Consider the following 16,724-nt stretch of genomic DNA (forward strand, 5'->3'; position numbering starts at 1 on the left):
CGGGAAACGCGCGTCGCGCGTCACGCGCGGCGCCATGCGACGACGAGCTGCGGATTGCGCGACATCAGCGCGAGGTGCTCGTCCATCACGTACTGGAGCTGTTCGAGCTTGTCCGCGGCGTCGGCCTCGCAACGCAGGCTCAGCACGTCGTCGGCGCGCACCATCCGGCACACGCCGTACGGGAAATCGACCGTCGCGCGATGGGCGTCGAACACGACCGGCACCTTGATCGCGTAATGCTTGCAGAGCTTGAACAGCACACGGTCGGCCTTCGGCAATGAAAGTTGCGCGATGCTGACGAACGGCGCCGGCCGCGCGTCCGGAATCGAGTGCGCCGTCATGCGCTCACCTGCGCCGTGCGTTGCAGCAGCCGCGCCCACGCGCCGAGCGTCGGCGCTTCGGCAAGCTGCACGAAGGTCACATCGTGTCCGGCGGATCGCCAGGTTTCCACGAGCATCATCAGGCGCACCGAATCGAGCCCGCTGTCGAGCAGGTTGTCGTCCGCGCGCAGGTCGGCGGCCGGCACCCGCAGGATGTGCGCGACCTGCGCGGCGATTTCCGCGAGCGTCGGCGACGCGGCGTCGCCGATCAGCTCGGCGGTGGTCGCGACCTTGCCGCACCGCCCCGCCACGTAGTCGAGCGCCATCCGATGCTCGCGCTCGGAGAAGTCCGCGAGCGCATCGGCGACGAAGAACGGCCGGACATCCCGCATGAACGCATCGCACGCGGTCATCATGCAGCCGATGTGCGCGTAGATCCCGCAGATCACGAGTTGGTCGCGTCCGTGCTCGTTCAACAGGTTGTCGAGGTCCGAGCGCTGAAATGCGCTGTAGCGCCACTTGTCGAGCACCGTGTCGCCCGGCGCAGGCGCGAGCGCGTCGCAGATCGCCTCGCGCGACGGATGCGCGGTGAGCCCGGGCCCCCACATGTCGGTCAGCAGCGCGCGCTGCTCGGGCGTCTGCGCCGCCGATTGCGCGGTGTAGCAGACCGGCATCCCGCTCGCGTGCGCGAAATCGATCAGGCGCCGCACGTTCGCCAGCAGCGCCGGGACGGGCGCCGCGTCGCGATCGTAGAAATCGAGAAAGTAGTCCTGCATGTCGTGCACGAGCAACGCGGCGCGTGTCGGCGCGAAGCCCCAGGTCACGCGGTTCGCCGGCAATTCGGCCGGAATCGGGTAGGAAGGAATCTTCGGAATGGCCATGATGGTGTGCTGTTGAATGTTTCGATGCGCGGGCGATGCGTGCCGCCCGCGTGTTGGTGGTCGGGTCATGCTGCTGCGGTCAACTGCGCCGCGATGCGCTCGCGCAGCGCGCGCTTGTCGATCTTGCCGACTGGCGTCTTCGGGAATCCGTCGACGAATTCGATCCGGTCCGGCACCTTGAACGCGGCGACGCCCTGCTCGCGCACGAACCGGATCAGCTCCGCCGCGCCCGGCGCCGGCGTGCCGCGAATCACGTACGCGCAACTGCGCTCGCCGAGATACGGATCGGGCATCGGCACGAGCGCCGCGTCGACCACGCCCGGATGCGCGAGCAGCAGATGCTCGATCTCCTCGGCGGGAATCTTCTCGCCGCCACGGTTGATCTGGTCCTTCGCGCGCCCTTCGACGATCAGATGGCCGGTGGCCGTGACACGCACGCGATCGCCGGTGCGATAGAAACCGTCCGACGTAAATGCGCGCGCGTTGTGCGCATCCGCCTCGTAGTAGCCGCGGATCGTGTACGGGCCGCGTGTCAGCAAGTGGCCGACCTCGCCCGGCGCGACTGGGCGGTCGTCGTCGTCGACGACGCGGATCTCGTCGTCCGGCGAGATCGGCCGCCCCTGCGTGCCGATCACGAGGTCGCGCGGATCGTCGAGCCGCGTGTAGTTGACGAGCCCTTCGGCCATTCCGAACACCTGCTGGAGCTGCGCGCCGAAGCCGTCCGCCGCGCGCGCAGCCAGCGCCGGGTCGAAGCGCGCGCCGCCGACCTGCACGAGTTCGACGCTCGCGAGCGCCGCCTGACGCCGCGCCACGGCCGCCAGCCACACCGGCACGAGCGGCGGCACGAGCGCGACCACCGTCACGCGCTCGCGCTCGATCAGCGGAAACGCGACGTCCGGGCTCGCGCCGTCGCACAGCACGACCGTGCCGCCAGCGTGCAGCACGCCGAACGAGCCCGGCGAACTGAGCGCGTAGTTGTGCGCGGCCGGCAGCGCGGCGAGATACGCGCTGCGCTCGCTCAGCCCGCAGATGCGCGCGCTTTCGCGCACGCTGTACAGGTAGTCGTCGTGCGTGCGCGGGATCAGCTTCGGCGTGCCGGTGCTGCCGCCCGACAGTTGCAGGAACGCGACCTCGCCCGCGCACGGCCCCGGCGGGAGCGCGACGTCCGACGGCGCGTCGGCCAGCGCGAGGTTCGCGTTGCCCGGCGCCGTAAACAGCAGGTGCCGCAGCGTCGGCGCGTCGGCCTGCACGTCGCGCGCGAGCGCCCGGTAATCGAAACCGTCGTGCCGCTCGGCCGCGACGTAGGCGACCGCCTGCGCATGCCGGCAGAAGAAGCCGATCTCGCGCCGCCGATGCGCGGGCAGCGCGAACACCGGCAGCGCGCCGATCCGGAACAGCGCGAACGTGAGCGCGAAGAACGCGACGCAGTTCGGCAACTGCACGACCACGCGGTCGCCCGGCGCGATGCCGCGCGCGATCAGCGCACGGGCCACCCGCGCCGCTTCGTCGGCGAGCGTGCGATACGACCAGCGGATCTCGTCCTGCACGAGCGCGATGCGCTCGCGATGCCGCGCGACGCGCTCGTCGAGCCACTGCGCGAGCGATTGGCCGCGCCAGTAGCCTTTCTGGCGGTACGCGTCGGCGAATGCGTCCGGCCACGGCGTGCCGTGCGCGCGCGTCATGCGGCCTCCGGCGCGACGTCGTGGCTCACGCCGAGCGCGTCGAGCATCGTCCGGAATTTCGCGGCGGTCTCCGCGCACTCGCCGTCGGGCGTCGATTCGCCGACGACGCCCGCGCCCGCATAGAGCCGCAGCGTGCGATCGTGCGCTTCCGCGCAGCGGATCGTCACGACCCATTCGCCGTCGCCTTGCGTATCGACCCAGCCGAGCATCCCCGCGTAGAAGCCGCGATCGAACGGTTCCGCGTCGCGAATGCATGCGCGGGCGGCCGCGCGCGGCGCGCCGCAGACGGCCGGCGTCGGATGCAGCGCGAGCGCGAGCGTCAGCGCGTCGACACCGGTTTCTCCGCGCACTTCGGTCGACAGGTGCCACATCGTCTCGGTATGGATCAGCGACGGATGCGCGGGCACGTCGAGGCGCCGGCACAACGGCGCGAGCGCGTCGCGTACCGCGTCGACGACCACCCGATGCTCGTCGAGATCCTTCGCGGACGCGAGCAGCGCGTCCGCGCGGCGACGATCCTCGACCGGGTCGGGGCTGCGCGGCGCCGAGCCCGCAAGCGGATTCGCACGCACGATGCCGCCGAAGCGGTTCACGAGCAGTTCCGGGCTCGCGCCAAGCAGCGTGCGGCCGGCGCCCAGGTCGACGGAGAACGTATAGCCGTGCGGATTGCGCGCCGCGAGCCGCGCGACGAGCGGCGCGACGTCGACCGGCCGTTCGCCGCTGATCTCGAGCGTGCGCGCCAGCACGACCTTGTCGAGCTCGCCCGCGCGGATGCGGGCGACGGCCTGCGCGACCGCGTCGGCATATACGTTCGCCGGCGGCACCGCGCGCGTCGCATGGCGCATTGCCGCGAGCGCCGGGCTGCGCAGCGAGCCGAGCGGGCCGGCGCGCAGCAGCGTGCGCGCGACCCTCAGCGCGGCAGGCGCGTCGACGTCGAACGGCACCGCGCCGACGACCGCCGCGCCGTCATGCCCGTTCGCGCGGGCCTCGCGCAGCGCCGCCGCGACGCGCGCCGCGAGCGGCGTATCGGCGTGCGGGACGGTGTTTTCCGCATCGGTCGCGAGCAGCGCATGAGCCGGCGTCGCAAGGAACAGCGGCGTATCGGGGCGATAGACTTCCCAGATGTTTCGGGGTGCCAATAGTGTCGCGGGACGAGAAACCATGTTCATGAGATTGACCTCGAGATTGAATAGGCCGGCACAATGGGGCTGCACATGGGGCGCCGGCCGCGCCGTCACATTTCGGCCGTGACGCTCACCGCGATGCGGCGGCCCTGATCGACGAGCCAGTTGCCGCTCAGGCCGTTCGCGCGCGTGCGGTCGTCGACCGGAACCATCCTGTTGGTCAGGTTCAGCAACGCGAAATTGACGGAGAAGCGCTTGTCGATCCGGTAGCGGCCGCCGAGATCGAACGTCGTCGTCGACGGCCGCTCGCGCACGCCCTGCGCGCCGTTGCGGAACGCCGCCCAGTATTCGTTGCCGATATAGTTGGCCGTCGCATAGAGGTCGAGCTTCGGCGTCGGCGTCCAGTCGACCTGCACGTTGAATTTGTGCTTCGGCGTCTTGTCGAGCGGCTGGCCGTCGAGCGAGCCGCCGTTGAATGCCTTCTCGCCGTTGCCTTCGCGGCGCGACTGCGTCAGCGTGTACGCGCCCGACACCGTCACCGTGCGCGACACGCGCGTGCCCGCGCCGAGTTCGAGCCCGTACAGCTTGACCCGGTCGATGTTGTCGTACTTGTAGAGGTTGCGGCCCGGCGAACGCGGATCGGCTACGCCCGTGTCGAAGCTCGTGACCTTGTTCCTGAACAGGTTGTTGAACAGCGTCAGGCCCGCGTAGGTGTCGCCCCTGTCGTAGCGCACGCCGAGTTCCTCGGTCACGCTGGTCTCGGGCTTCAGGTCCGGGTTGCCGCACAGCGTGCCGGGCACCGCGCCCGCCGCGCCGCCCGACGTCATGCAGTAGCCGCCCGTGCTCTGGCGCAGCGACGGCGGCCGGAAGCCGGTCGACACGCCGCCGCGCACCGTCCACGCGTGCGTGAGCTTGTACACGCCGTAGACGCGCGGGCTTGCGTGGCTGCCGTAGCGCTCGTCGTGATCGAGCCGCACGCCGGTCGTCAGCGTGAAGCGGTCGTTGAAGAAGTACTCGTTCTCGCCGAACAGCGCCCACGCGTCGCGCGAAATGCGGTCCGAGTTGGTCGCATGGCCCTTCGGCACCGCGTCCTGGCTGCCGACGCCCGACAAGCGCGACCAGATGTGCTGGCCGCCGACGGTCAGGATGTTGCGCTCGCCCCACCACGGCACCTCGACCTTGCCTTCGAGGATCGTATCCGTCAGCGCGGGCTTCAACGGCGAGCGCCCCACCGGCGTCCACTGCTCCTGCGTGCCGCGCTCGCCGTACAGCGACAGCGTCGTGTTGCCGAAGCCCCAGCGACCGTCGTGCGTGATGCCCCAGTAGTCGCGCACGTGGCGCGTCTCGGTGACGGCGGAGGTCGCGGTGCGCGGCGTGAGCGGCGCTTCGCTCTTGCCCGGCGTGCTGAGATAGGTGAGTTGTTCGCGCCCGACGTTCACGCTGATGTCCTGATCGCGGGTCGGCTTGGCGGACAGCTTGACGTCGAAGCTGCCGATGCGCTGCCCGTTCGCGCCGCTTGCGCCGCTCGCCGGGTAGTAGATATCGTCCTCGCCCCGGTGCAGCAGCCGCCCGGACGCCTGCAGCCCGAGCACGTCGGACTTCAGCGGGCCGCCGAGCCAGAAATCGACGCTCTGCGTATCGCCCTGGTCCGACTCGAGTTGCCACACGCTGCTCGCGGTAAGCGTGCCGCCCCAGCGCTTCGGCACCTTGCGTGTGATCACGTTGACGACGCCGCCCATCGCATCGGCGCCGTACAGCGACGACATCGGCCCGCGCACGACCTCGATCCGCTCGATCGCGGAGAGCGGCGGCATCAGGTTGGACTGCACGCCCGCGGTGCCGCGGTTCATCGTTTCGCGGGTGTTCTGCCGGCGGCCGTCGACGAGGAACAGCGTGTATTCGCCCGGCATCCCGCGAATCGAGATGTCCTGGTCGTTCGGGGACCCGCCGACGACGCTCACGCCCTCGACCTTGCCGACGATCTCGGCGACCGACGTGTAAGGCTTCGCCTCGATCTCGTCGCGGGTGATCACCGAGATGCTGGCCGGCGCCTCCTTGATCGCCTGCTCGCGGCGGCTCGCGGTGACGACGATTTCCTTCATCGCCGCCGGCTCGGCGGACGCGGCCGATGCAGCGGTTTCGCGCTGCTTGTCAGGCGCCTGCGCCCACGCGCAGGATGTCCCCATCAGATACAGGCCGGCGACGACGGCCGGCTTCAACGCAAACTTCGCTACGTGACTCGACATGATGACGCTTTCGCTGCTCCACAATGTGATTGATTCTCATTTGCATTATGGAACCTGTCATGCGTCGAAATATTTGCGAAAGCTTCGATCTTGTTTGAGCGCCGCCGCGATGCGCGTCGGCGTCGATCCGCAGCGATCAGCGCCGATCGCTGCGCCGCGCGAGCGTCGGCGTCACGCCGAAGCGGCGCTTGTACGCGGTCGCGAAATTCGCGGCGCTCGTGTAGCCGGCGAGCGCCGCGGCCTGCTTGACGCTCACCGCATCGCGCTCGAGCGCGAGCCGCGCACGCTGCAGGTGATGCTCGCGAATGAAGTCGAACACCGTGGTGCCGTAGGCGGCGCGGAACTGACGCTGCATCGCGTTCGCACTCATCCCGACGTGGCGCGCGATGTCGTCGAGCGACAGCTCCTGCGCGGCGTCGCTCGCGAGGAACGCGCGCAGTTCCGCCATCCGCCGGTAATCGCGCGAACCGAGCGCCGCGTCCGACGCCCGGGGCGCCTGGGCCTCGAGCGGCGCGAACGCCTCGGCGAGCAGTTCGAGCACGCGGCTTTCCAGGTAGATCGCCTGCAGCATCGGCTGGTAGGACGGCGGCCGCACGATCTGCTCGGCGAGCGCGGTGGCGCGCGGCGTCGGCTGCCAGAAACAGATCGCGAGATGCGCGGACAGCATCGAATCGAGCCTCTCCGGCAACGCCGCGCGGCTCGCGGCCCGCAGGTGCGCGAGCCATTCGCCGGACATCGCGAGGCTCAACCGCCGCGCGTAGCCGCCCTTGCTCAGCCGGCGACGAAACGTGTCGGGCTGCAGCGCGTTGAGCAGAAACGACTGCATCCGCACGCGCGGTCGGGCCGCGTCGGGCCGGGCCGCGTCAGGCCGGGCCGCGCCGGAACGGCACGCGCCGCAGCCGTCCGTCGCCAGCAGCACGCGCCGGTCGCCGTAGGACACGTCGAGCGCGCCTTCCAGCAGCAGCACCAGATGCAGGCCCGGCGTGCACTGGCCCGACATCACCGCGTCGAATTCGTCGGTCGCGTCGTCCGCGTGCACGCGCAGGCCGGGCCGCACTTCGCGAATCCGCGCGACGTGCGCGTCGTGTCGATGGCGATCGGAAGGAGAAGCGCCTGGCGCCCATGCAGTCATCTCGGATACCCCCGTGCGCGGTCGGTGCGCGCGCAAACTATTTAGTCGGTCAATCAAACGGACAGCGGCTGCTCCGTCCCCGCCTCTCGGCTACAATTAAATGCGAATGCTTCTCATTTATATCGTATCGGGAGTAGCGTGAGAAAGACAAGTGGAATGTGGGCCACGCTCGGCATCTGGCTGTGCGGCTGGCTCTTGATGCACGCCGCCTATGCGGACACGACGACCGTCACCGACCTCGCCGGCCGGCAGGTCCGGATTCCCGCGCGCGTCGAGCGCGTGCTGCTCGGCGAAGGACGGCTGCTGCCGGCGCTCGCGATCGTCGACGCCGGCGACCCGTCGCGCCGCCTCGTCGGCATGATGGGCGACTTCGAGCAACTCGATCCGGCGAGCTATGCGCAGTGGGTCGAGCGCTTTCCGCGGCTGCAGGACGTGCCGCGTATCGGTCGCTCGCAGGCCGGCAGCTTCAGCGACGAACGCGCGCTCGCGCTGCGCCCGCAGGTCGCGATCTTCGGGCTCGGCGGCGGCCACGGGCCCGGCGAGCGCGACCGCGAAACGCTGGCGCGGCTCGAAGCCGCGGGCGTCGCGATCGTGTTCGTCGATTTTCGCCACGATCCGCTCGCCAACACGCCGCGCAGCATCGCTGTGCTCGGCCAGGTGTTCGGCGCGCCGCGGCGCGCAGCCGACTTCAACGCGCTCTGGCAGGAACAGCTCGATCTCGTTCGCACCCGCCTGAAGACGGCCCGCCCCGCGGCACCCACGGTGTTCCTCGAAAGCCGCGTCGGCCTGTCGAGCGACTGCTGCGAGACGATGACGGGCATGCTCGGCAAACTCCTCGACGCGGCCGGCGGCGACAACGTCGCGAAGGGCAGCGTGCCGGGCGAGCACGGCACGCTGAACCCGGAATACCTGCTGAGCCGCCAGCCGGATTTCTACATCGGCACCGGAATCGGCTCGGCCCGCACGCTGCAGAGCGCGCCGCAGCGCATCGCGCTCGGCGCCGGCGTGACGCGCGATGCGGCTGTCCGCTCGTTCGACCGCGTGCTGCAGCGCCCGACGATCGCACCGCTGCGCGCGGTGCGCGAGCGGCGCGCCTATGCAATCTGGCATCACTTCTACAATTCGCCGTTCAATGTCGTCGCGGTACAGGCAATGGCGAAATGGCTGCATCCGGACCTGTTCGCGGATCTCGATCCGCACCGTACCTTCGACACGATGGTGCGCCGCTTCCAGCCAGTCGCGCTGAACGGCGAATACTGGATTCAGGAAGGATCGTGACATGAACGGACATCCTTCCCCCGTGCGCCGCGGCCTGCTGTGCGCCGGCCTCGCGGGCGCGCTCGCGACCCGCGGCGCATTCGCCGGCGCCGCACCGCACCCGTCGGCCTGGCCCGCTGCCGCCGATACCCCGCCCGTGCGGCTCCCCGCCAGTCACCAGTTCGACGTGACGGTCGCCGGCCGCACCCGGCGCCTGTTCGTCGCGCTGCCGGACGCGCGCTCGGCGAGCGAGCCGCATCCGGTGCTGGTCGTGCTCGACGGCAATGCGTTGTTCCCGCTCGCCGCGCCGCTCGCGCGCAATCGCGCGGCGCGGCCCGACGCCGCGCGCGAACCCGCGCCGATCGTGATCGGCATCGGCTATCCGACCGACGCGCCGTACGACATGCAGGCGCGCGCCGACGACTACACGCTCGCGCCGCTGCCGCACGGACAAGGGCTCGCGGCGGACCGCTTCCTCGACTTCATCGAGCACGACGTGCAGCCGTGGCTCGCGCGCCAGTGGCCGATCGACGCCAGCCGGCAGACGCTGTTCGGCCATTCGTACGGCGGCCTGCTGACGCTCTATGCGCTGCTGACGCGAGCGCACCTGTTCCGGCGCTACGTCGCGGCGAGCCCGTCGGTCTGGTGGGGCGAGCGCGCGCTGCTGCCGTATGCCGACCGGTTCGCCGCGCAAACGGCACCGCTCGATCCGTCGCTTCGCCTCGTCGTGACCGCGGGCAGCCTCGAGGAAGGCGCACCGAACCCGGACCCCGAACGCATGCGCCGGCAACAGGCGCGCCGGCAGGTCAGCTCGGCCCGAGACTTCGTGCAGCGCGTGGGCCGACGCGCGGGCCTCGACGCCACGTTCCGGCTGATCGACGGCGAGGACCACGGCGGCGTCGTGATGCCGAGCGCCGCGCTCGCGGTGCGCATCGCGTGCGCGCCGGATACGGAAGGGGATGCCGCATGAACGCGACGACGCCCGTCCCGTCCCCTTCTCTGCGGGTCCGCTACCGCGCGGTCGCCGCGCGGCGCATCGGCGCAATCGCGTTGCTGGCCTGCGTGCTCGTCGCGCTGCTGGTCGTCGATATCGCGACCGGCCCGTCATCGTTTCCGGTCGCGGATATCGTGACCGGGCTGTTCCGTCCGGACGCGCTGCCGCTCGAGCAGCGCGTGATCCTGTGGAACGTGCGCCTGCCCTACGCGCTGATGGCGGTGCTGGTCGGCGCGGCACTCGGGCTCGCCGGCGCCGAGATGCAGACCGTGCTGAACAACCCGCTCGCGAGCCCGTTCACGCTGGGCATCGCCGCCGCGGGGAGCGTCGGCGCGTCGCTGGTCGTGATCTCCGGCTGGCACCTCGTGCTGTGGAACGAGAACCTCGCGCTGTCGCTCGGTGCGTTCGGCTGCGCGCTGTCCGCGACACTCCTGATCGTCTGGCTCGCGTGGCGGCACGGCGCGACGACCGAAACCGTCGTGCTGTTCGGCATCGGCTTGATGTTCAGCTTCGAGGCGCTGCTGTGGCTGCTGCAGTTCGTCGCCGATGCGAACGCGCTTCAGCAGATCGTGTTCTGGAGCATGGGCAGCCTTGCGCGGGCGACCTGGAGCAAGATCGCGATCCTCGCGTGCGTGCTCGCCGCCAGCGTGCTGTGGAGCGCGCCGGGCGTCGCGTCGATGACCGCGCTGCGCGCCGGCGAGGAACAGGCGCGCAGCATGGGCATCGCGGTCGAGCGGCTGCGGCTCGTCACGCTCGTGCGCATCAGCCTGCTGTCGGCGACCGCGCTGTCGTTCGTCGGCACGATCGGCTTCGTCGGCCTGGTCGGCCCGCACGTCGCGCGGCTGCTGGTCGGCGACGACCATCGCCACTACCTGCCCGGCGCGGCGCTCGCCGGCGCGATCATGCTGTCGGCCGCATCGGTGCTCAGCAAGACGCTCGTCGAGGGCGTCGTGCTGCCGATCGGCATCATCACCGCGCTCGTCGGCGTGCCGCTCTTCATGACGCTGATCAGCCGTCGCAGGAGGCTCGATGGATAACGCTCAACACGCATTGCGCATCGCCGGGCTCGACGTCGCGTACGGCGCGCGCACGATCCTCGCGCGGCTGTCGCTGCGGCCGGTACCGCCCGGCAGCGCCGTCGCGCTGCTCGGCCCGAACGGCGTCGGCAAGTCGACGCTGCTGCGCGCGCTTGCCCGGCTCGTCGCCGCGCGCGGCGATGCGACGCTCGACCGGCACGACCTGCTGCGCGGCGCGCGCCGCGACCATATGCGCCGCGTCGGGTACCTGCCGCAAACGCTGCCGCAGCCGACCTCGCTGCTGGTCTACGAGGCGGTGCGCGGCGCGCTGCGCGCGACCTGCGGCGGCTTGTCGGCCGACGCACAGGACGCCCGCCTCGAGCGCGTGTTTGCGCAGCTGGGCCTGCATGCGCTCGCGACGACGCCGCTCGACCGGCTGTCGGGCGGGCAGCGCCAGATGGTCGGGCTCGCGCAGGTGCTGGTGCGCGACACGCCGTTGCTGCTGCTGGACGAGCCGACGAGCGCGCTCGACCTGCGCTGGCAGTTGCTGGCGCTGGAGGCGATGCGGGATGCGGTTACGCGGCGCGGCGCGATTGCGCTCGTCGCGATGCACGACCTGAATCTCGCCGCCCGCTTCTGCGATCGTCTCGCGCTGCTCGGCCATGAAGGCGTGGTGGCCGACGGCGGCGTCGCCGACGTGCTGACGCCCGCGCACCTGCGGCGCGCGTATCGCGTCGACGCGCGCGTCGAGCGCACCGCATCGGGCGATTACGTGACGCTCGCCGAACGCGCGGCGTCGCTCGATGCGCGCGCCGAGGTTTTTTGACCGGAAGGGGAAAACTTGTTGACGCCCGTCGCGACTGTTCTATAATCGCGGCCTTTCGCGGATGCGGTATCGAGCGAAACGTGCCCAGGTGGCGGAATTGGTAGACGCACTAGGTTCAGGTCCTAGCGGTGGCAACATCGTGGAGGTTCGAGTCCTCTCCTGGGCACCATCTGTTTTTAAAAGGTCGGCTTCTGCCGGCCTTTTTTCATTTCCAGCCCAGGAAGCAAAGCGCCTGCGCGCTTTGCGTGAGGACTCGAAAGGCTGCGCTTGCAAGCGCAGCCGGGGTCGCGCTCGGGTGACCGAGTCCTCTCCTGGGCACCATCTGTTTTCTAAAAAGGTCGGCTTCTAGCCGGCCTTTTTTCATTTCAAGCCCAGGAAACAAAGCGCCTGTGCGCCTTGCGCGAGGGCTCGAAAGGCTGCGCTTGCAAGCGCAGCCGGCTGGCGTCGTGATTACACCGTCCCGGTGACGCGCACGACATGCTGAATCCCGTCCCTCGCCATCTTCGCGTACGGACAAATCGCCTCCGTCTCCGCGACCAGCTCGCGCGCGGCAGTTGCGCCGACGCCCGGCATGCCGACCTCGAGATCGAGCGCGATCGCAAACAGGCCATCCACCGGATCGCGCTGAAACGTTGCGCTGGCCGTGATCGCGAGATCGGGCGGCAAGCGCACCCGGCGCCGCATCGCAACCAGCGTCAACGCGCCGTGAAAGCACGCCGCGAAGCCGGCCGCGAACAACTGCTCCGGATTCGTACCGCCACCCACTCCGCCCAATTCGACCGGCAGGCGCAACGACACATCGAGTTCGCCGGTTGTCGAACGCGCGTGGCCGGACGAACGTCCGTGGGCCGCTTCGCCGCCGGTGACCGTCACCGTCGTCGTGTAAAGCGGCAGCGGTTCGCTGCCGGTATAAGGATCGAGCAGCGATACCGAAGGCCGCGTCGTACGATGCATGGCGTTTCTCCCGAGTGCAGACGCCGGACGGCTCCCGCCGCCCTGCGTCCAGTAAACGATGAACGACCGACGCTGCCGGCCCCGCATCACGCGGCGCCCGCAGACATCGCCCTCTTCCGGCTGTGCTTTCGCATGCAGCCGAGCCGGCAATCGTGACGCGCGGCCGGCAGCAAATCCATCAGACGAATTCGAAATTCCCGGTCCCGAAACGAGCCGCGGGCGCCCGAGCCACGCTGCCGTTCCCGGATACGACCGGGATTTCCCTAGGCTGACAGACCGCCGTTCGCGCGGTTAAATAAATCAACGTGATTTATTTAACCGCGCGAACGGCGCGCCATGGAAGGAGACGCCATGAGAAGCCCGCACTTCGGCCAGGGAAGCAATTCGGCCAACGTGCGCCGTTACAACGAGCGCCTGCTGCTGAAGACGCTGCGCCGTGCGGGCAGCGCATCGAAGGCCGACCTCGCCCGTCTCGCGAGCATGACGGGGACGGCGGTCGGCAGCATTATCGCGTCGCTCGCCGACGCGAAGCTGATCGAATTCGCGGGCCGCACCGAAGGCCAGCGCGGCCAGCCGGCGTCGCTGATCCGCCTCGATCCGCGCGGCGCGTTCGGCATCGGCGTCCATCTCGACCGGATGCGCATCGAGACGGCGCTCGTCAATTTCGCGGGCGACGTGCTCGGCCGCCGCTCGCACGACACGCTGCTTCCGCCGCCCGCCGACGTGCTCGAGATCGTGCGTCACGACATCGACGCGATGCAGGCCCTGCTCCCCGACCATGAACGCGCGCGCCTGACCGGCGTCGGCGTCGCGCAGCCGTACAACCTCGGCGCGTGGATGCGCGAGCTCGGCCTCGCGCCCGACACGTTCCGCGCGTGGGAAGACGTCGATTTCGCGGCCGACCTCGGCCGCACGCTGTCGCTGCCCGTATTCGGCGAAAACGACGGCAACGCGGCCGCGATCGCCGAACTGTTCTACGGGTACGGCCGGCAGTGCGACGACTTCGTCTACCTGTTCATCGGGCCGGCGATCGGCGGCGGCATCGCGATCGACGGCGACTGCCTGCGCGGCGTGACCGGCAATGCCGGCGACATCGCGGTGATTCCGGTGCCGCCGAGCCGGCTGGCCTCCGCGCCGCCGCCGCGCGGCCCGTGGGACATCCTGCTCGCACGCGCCTCGCTGCATGCGCTCGTGCGCCACCTGCGCCATCACGGCGAGACGGTCGAGAATCGCGCCGATCTCGAAGCCTGCATCGCCCGCGGCCTGCCGGCCGTCGACGAATGGATCGACGACTGCGTCGACGCGCTTGCGCCGGCGTTGCGCGCGGTGCTGTGCGTGATCGACGCGCCGGTGGTCGTGATCGACGCCGACACCGACGCGGGCCTGCTCGACGCGCTCACGTCCCGCCTGCGCGCGGCGCTCGTCGCCACCGCGCCCGAGGCGCGCGGCACGCCGGTCCTCGTGCGCGGCACGTTCGGCGCCGATGCCGGCGCGATCGGCGCCGCCACGCTGCCGATGTTTTTCAACTTCTCCCCGCGGGCCGGCATCCTCAAGGGCGCCCGCACCGATTCGCAGGAGGTCCACCATGTCGCGTTCTGAGTCGCCCCGCCCGCTGCTCGAGATGCGCGGGATCAGCAAGACGTTCCCGGCCGTGCGCGCGCTCGACAACGTCAGCCTCACCGTCTATCCGGGCGAAATACATTCGCTGATGGGCGAGAACGGCGCGGGCAAATCGACGCTGATGAAGATCCTGTCGGGCGCCTATCGCGCCGACGCCGGCGGCGAGATCCTGATCGACGGCCAACGCGTCGACATCGACGGCCCGCTCGCCGCGCGCGATGCCGGCGTCGCGGTGATCTACCAGGAGCTGTGCCTGTCGCCGAACCTGACCGTCGCGGAAAACATCTACGTCGGCCGCGAACTGCGCCGCGGCAACCGGCGCTGGGGCACGATCGACCGCGCGGCGATGGCGCGCGGCTGCCAGGACGTGCTCGCGCGCCTGGGCGCCCCGTTCGGGCCCGACACGCTCGTCGACACGCTGTCGATCGCCGAACAGCAGCTCGTCGAAATCGCACGCGCCGTGCATACCCGCGCCCGCATCCTCGTGATGGACGAGCCGACCACGCCGCTGTCGTCGCGCGAAACCGAACACCTGTTCCGCCTGATCCGCCAGTTGCGCGAGGAAGGCCTCGCGATCATCTATATCAGCCACCGGATGGCGGAGATCTACGAGCTGTCCGATCGCGTGTCGGTGCTGCGCGACGGCACGTACGTCGGCACGCTCGAACGCGAGGCGCTGTCGGCCGAGCGGCTCGTCGCGATGATGGTCGGCCGCGACATCTCCGGTTTCTACAAGAAGGAACACGCGCCGTACGACCCCGGCCACCTGCTGCTGTCCGTCCGCGACATCGCCGACGGCGCGCGCGTGCGCGGCTGCAGCCTCGACCTGCACGCGGGCGAAGTGCTCGGCATCGCGGGCCTCGTCGGCGCGGGCCGCACCGAGCTCGCGCGGCTGATCTTCGGGGCCGAGCCGCGCGTGCGCGGCGACGTGAAGCTGGGCGAGCGCACGTTCGGCGCGCACGCGCCGCGCGACGCGATCGACGCGGGCCTCGTCTACCTGACGGAAGACCGCAAGCGCCAGGGCCTGTTCCTCGACATGAGCGTGCGCGACAACATCAACATCTCGGTATGCAACCGCGATGCGCGGCTCGGCGCGCTCGACCTCGCCCGCGGCGCCGAACGCGCGCGCGACGCGATTGCATCGCTGTCGATCCGCGTCCCGCACGCGAACGTCAACGTCGGCGCGCTGTCGGGCGGCAACCAGCAGAAAGTGCTGCTGTCGCGCCTGCTCGAGACGAAGCCGCGCGTGCTGATCCTCGACGAACCGACGCGCGGCGTCGACATCGGCGCGAAATCCGAGATCTACCGGATCATCAACGAACTGGCCCGTGCCGGCGTGGGTGTGATCGTGATCTCGAGCGAACTGCCGGAAATCATCGGCGTCGCCGACCGCGTGCTCGTGATGCGCGAAGGCGAGATCGCGGGCGAACTCGGCGGGCACACGCATACGCCGATCACGCAGGAAGCGATCATCGCGCTCGCCACCGGCTCGCAGGCCGAACTGGCCGACGCGCACTGACACGGCCCCTTCATTTCCCTCTTCATTCAAGGTACCGAAATGATCAACCCGACCAAGCAGCGGAACCTCGCTTCCGCGACCGCCCATCCGGTCACCAACCGCACGCCCCTGATGCGCGGCGCCGATCATCGCGCCCGCATGCAATCGCTGATCCGCACGGCCGGCATGCTGCCGGTGCTGCTGGTCCTGTGCATCGGCTTCGGCTTCCTGACCGACGGTTTCTTCACGCTGCAGAACCTGTCGATCGTCACGCAGCAGGCGTCGATCAACATCGTGCTCGCCGCCGGCATGACCTTCGTGATCCTGACGGGCGGCATCGACCTGTCGGTCGGCTCGGTGCTCGCCGCCGCGGCCGTCGCGGCGTTGATCGCGTCGACCATTCCCGGCTGGGGCTGGCTCGGCGTGCCGTTCGCGCTCGTCGTCGGCCTCGTGTTCGGCGCGATCAACGGCGGACTGATCTCGTTCCTGCGCCTGCCGCCGTTCATCGTCACGCTCGGCGCGATGACGGCCGTGCGCGGCGTCGCGCGGCTGATCGGCAACGACACGACCGTGTTCAACCCGCAACTGCCGTTCGCGTTCATCGGCAACGGCTCGATCCTCGGCGTGCCGTGGCTCGTCGTGATCGCCTGCGCGGTAATTGCGATCTCGTGGTTCATCCTGCGCCGCACGGTGCTCGGGATGCGGATCTACTCGGTCGGCGGCAATCCGGAAGCCGCGCGCCTGTCGGGCATCAACGTGCGGGCGATCCAGATGTTCGTGTATGCGGCGTCGGGCCTGCTCGCCGGCCTCGGCGCGGTGATGTCGGCCGCGCGCCTGTATGCGGCCAACGGCCTGCAGCTCGGCCAGTCGTACGAGCTCGATGCGATCGCCGCGGTGATCCTCGGCGGCACGAGCTTCGTCGGCGGCGTCGGTTCGATCGTCGGCACGCTGATCGGCGCGCTGATCATCGCGGTGCTGACCAACGGCCTCGTGCTGCTCGGCGTGTCCGACATCTGGCAGTACATCATCAAGGGGCTCGTGATCATCGGCGCGGTCGCGCTCGACCGCTATCGCCAGCGCGACTCGGCCCGTACCTGATACTTCTTCCCCATCGTTCCACCATCGCGGCGCAGGCAGGTCCTCCTGCGCCCGTTCGCCAACAGACCTCTCGGAG

Annotated in this window: 14 protein-coding genes and 1 tRNA gene; 8 read left to right on the top strand and 7 right to left on the bottom strand. The window is 69.9% G+C overall.

Translation table 11 applies throughout. The annotated features are described in order from the left end of the window. Positions 1-20: 20 nt before the first annotated feature. From J8I33_RS13520 to J8I33_RS13545, 6 genes are all read right to left on the bottom strand, one after another. Entirely contained in the window at positions 21-341 is a 321-nt protein-coding gene (locus J8I33_RS13520) for a DUF2218 domain-containing protein (RefSeq protein ID WP_209925520.1), read from the bottom strand. Next, entirely contained in the window at positions 338-1,201 is an 864-nt protein-coding gene (locus J8I33_RS13525; RefSeq protein ID WP_209925517.1) for an isochorismatase family protein, read from the bottom strand. The genes J8I33_RS13520 and J8I33_RS13525 overlap by 4 nt, the downstream gene beginning before the upstream one ends. 65 nt (positions 1,202-1,266) lie before the next feature. Next, complete coding sequence (locus J8I33_RS13530) at positions 1,267-2,883, bottom strand: (2,3-dihydroxybenzoyl)adenylate synthase (RefSeq protein WP_209936837.1); 1,617 nt, start codon at positions 2,881-2,883, stop codon at positions 1,267-1,269. Then, positions 2,880-4,022: an isochorismate synthase gene (locus J8I33_RS13535; RefSeq protein ID WP_245172008.1), complete on the bottom strand. Its 1,143-nt coding sequence runs from the start codon at positions 4,020-4,022 to the stop codon at positions 2,880-2,882. Before J8I33_RS13535 ends, J8I33_RS13530 begins: the two co-directional genes overlap by 4 nt. A gap of 95 nt (positions 4,023-4,117) precedes the next feature. Then, positions 4,118-6,253: a TonB-dependent receptor gene (locus tag J8I33_RS13540; RefSeq protein WP_209936842.1), complete on the bottom strand. Its 2,136-nt coding sequence runs from the start codon at positions 6,251-6,253 to the stop codon at positions 4,118-4,120. A gap of 136 nt (positions 6,254-6,389) precedes the next feature. After that, complete coding sequence (locus J8I33_RS13545; RefSeq protein WP_245172010.1) at positions 6,390-7,385, bottom strand: AraC family transcriptional regulator; 996 nt, start codon at positions 7,383-7,385, stop codon at positions 6,390-6,392. Between the two features lie 156 nt (positions 7,386-7,541). Between J8I33_RS13545 and J8I33_RS13550 the strand changes: the two genes are divergently transcribed. The 5 genes from J8I33_RS13550 to J8I33_RS13570 all read left to right on the top strand — a co-directional run bounded on the left by J8I33_RS13550 (position 7,542) and on the right by J8I33_RS13570 (position 11,647). Beyond that, the gene (locus J8I33_RS13550; RefSeq protein WP_209925508.1) at positions 7,542-8,663 is read left to right on the top strand and encodes an ABC transporter substrate-binding protein; all 1,122 of its coding nucleotides are present in this window, start codon (positions 7,542-7,544) and stop codon (positions 8,661-8,663) included. A 1-nt stretch (position 8,664) separates the two neighbouring features. Continuing rightward, the gene (locus tag J8I33_RS13555) at positions 8,665-9,612 is read left to right on the top strand and encodes an alpha/beta hydrolase-fold protein (RefSeq protein ID WP_209936844.1); all 948 of its coding nucleotides are present in this window, start codon (positions 8,665-8,667) and stop codon (positions 9,610-9,612) included. Further along, positions 9,609-10,673 (top strand): iron ABC transporter permease, encoded by a 1,065-nt coding sequence (locus J8I33_RS13560; protein WP_209936847.1) that lies wholly within the window; start codon positions 9,609-9,611, stop codon positions 10,671-10,673. The genes J8I33_RS13555 and J8I33_RS13560 overlap by 4 nt, the downstream gene beginning before the upstream one ends. After that, positions 10,666-11,478 carry an ABC transporter ATP-binding protein gene (locus tag J8I33_RS13565; protein ID WP_209925504.1) on the top strand — a complete coding sequence of 271 codons (813 nt, stop codon included), beginning with the start codon at positions 10,666-10,668 and terminating at the stop codon, positions 11,476-11,478. Before J8I33_RS13560 ends, J8I33_RS13565 begins: the two co-directional genes overlap by 8 nt. 82 nt (positions 11,479-11,560) lie before the next feature. Beyond that, positions 11,561-11,647: transfer RNA gene (locus J8I33_RS13570), tRNA-Leu, on the top strand. A 281-nt stretch (positions 11,648-11,928) separates the two neighbouring features. Here J8I33_RS13570 and J8I33_RS13575 read toward each other — a convergent pair. Then, positions 11,929-12,432 carry an Ohr family peroxiredoxin gene (locus J8I33_RS13575; RefSeq protein ID WP_050012522.1) on the bottom strand — a complete coding sequence of 168 codons (504 nt, stop codon included), beginning with the start codon at positions 12,430-12,432 and terminating at the stop codon, positions 11,929-11,931. Between the two features lie 351 nt (positions 12,433-12,783). Between J8I33_RS13575 and J8I33_RS13580 the strand changes: the two genes are divergently transcribed. Genes J8I33_RS13580 through J8I33_RS13590 form a run of 3 tightly spaced genes read left to right on the top strand, consistent with a single transcriptional unit; the run spans position 12,784 to position 16,648 of the window. Continuing rightward, entirely contained in the window at positions 12,784-14,031 is a 1,248-nt protein-coding gene (locus J8I33_RS13580; RefSeq protein ID WP_124556385.1) for an ROK family protein, read from the top strand. After that, positions 14,018-15,571: a sugar ABC transporter ATP-binding protein gene (locus J8I33_RS13585; protein WP_209936850.1), complete on the top strand. Its 1,554-nt coding sequence runs from the start codon at positions 14,018-14,020 to the stop codon at positions 15,569-15,571. The genes J8I33_RS13580 and J8I33_RS13585 overlap by 14 nt, the downstream gene beginning before the upstream one ends. 39 nt (positions 15,572-15,610) lie before the next feature. Next, positions 15,611-16,648: a ribose ABC transporter permease gene (locus J8I33_RS13590; protein WP_209936856.1), complete on the top strand. Its 1,038-nt coding sequence runs from the start codon at positions 15,611-15,613 to the stop codon at positions 16,646-16,648. Positions 16,649-16,724: the final 76 nt, after the last annotated feature.

Origin of the sequence: Burkholderia sp. AcTa6-5, from assembly GCF_017815075.1 — a bacterium.
Taxonomy (GTDB): Bacteria; Pseudomonadota; Gammaproteobacteria; order Burkholderiales; family Burkholderiaceae; genus Burkholderia; species Burkholderia sola.

Excerpts from the sequence above, each read along its gene's own strand:
- J8I33_RS13555 (WP_209936844.1), top strand. The coding sequence starts at position 8,665 with ATGAACGGACATCCTTCCCCCGTGCGCCGCGGCCTGCTGTGCGCCGGC.
- J8I33_RS13560 (WP_209936847.1), top strand. The coding sequence starts at position 9,609 with ATGAACGCGACGACGCCCGTCCCGTCCCCTTCTCTGCGGGTCCGCTAC.
- J8I33_RS13545 (WP_245172010.1), bottom strand. The coding sequence starts at position 7,385 with ATGACTGCATGGGCGCCAGGCGCTTCTCCTTCCGATCGCCATCGACAC.
- J8I33_RS13575 (WP_050012522.1), bottom strand. The coding sequence starts at position 12,432 with ATGCATCGTACGACGCGGCCTTCGGTATCGCTGCTCGATCCTTATACC.
- J8I33_RS13520 (WP_209925520.1), bottom strand. The coding sequence starts at position 341 with ATGACGGCGCACTCGATTCCGGACGCGCGGCCGGCGCCGTTCGTCAGC.
- J8I33_RS13550 (WP_209925508.1), top strand. The coding sequence starts at position 7,542 with ATGTGGGCCACGCTCGGCATCTGGCTGTGCGGCTGGCTCTTGATGCAC.
- J8I33_RS13580 (WP_124556385.1), top strand. The coding sequence starts at position 12,784 with ATGAGAAGCCCGCACTTCGGCCAGGGAAGCAATTCGGCCAACGTGCGC.
- J8I33_RS13585 (WP_209936850.1), top strand. The coding sequence starts at position 14,018 with ATGTCGCGTTCTGAGTCGCCCCGCCCGCTGCTCGAGATGCGCGGGATC.
- J8I33_RS13525 (WP_209925517.1), bottom strand. The coding sequence starts at position 1,201 with ATGGCCATTCCGAAGATTCCTTCCTACCCGATTCCGGCCGAATTGCCG.
- J8I33_RS13565 (WP_209925504.1), top strand. The coding sequence starts at position 10,666 with ATGGATAACGCTCAACACGCATTGCGCATCGCCGGGCTCGACGTCGCG.
- J8I33_RS13530 (WP_209936837.1), bottom strand. The coding sequence starts at position 2,883 with ATGACGCGCGCGCACGGCACGCCGTGGCCGGACGCATTCGCCGACGCG.
- J8I33_RS13540 (WP_209936842.1), bottom strand. The coding sequence starts at position 6,253 with ATGTCGAGTCACGTAGCGAAGTTTGCGTTGAAGCCGGCCGTCGTCGCC.
- J8I33_RS13590 (WP_209936856.1), top strand. The coding sequence starts at position 15,611 with ATGATCAACCCGACCAAGCAGCGGAACCTCGCTTCCGCGACCGCCCAT.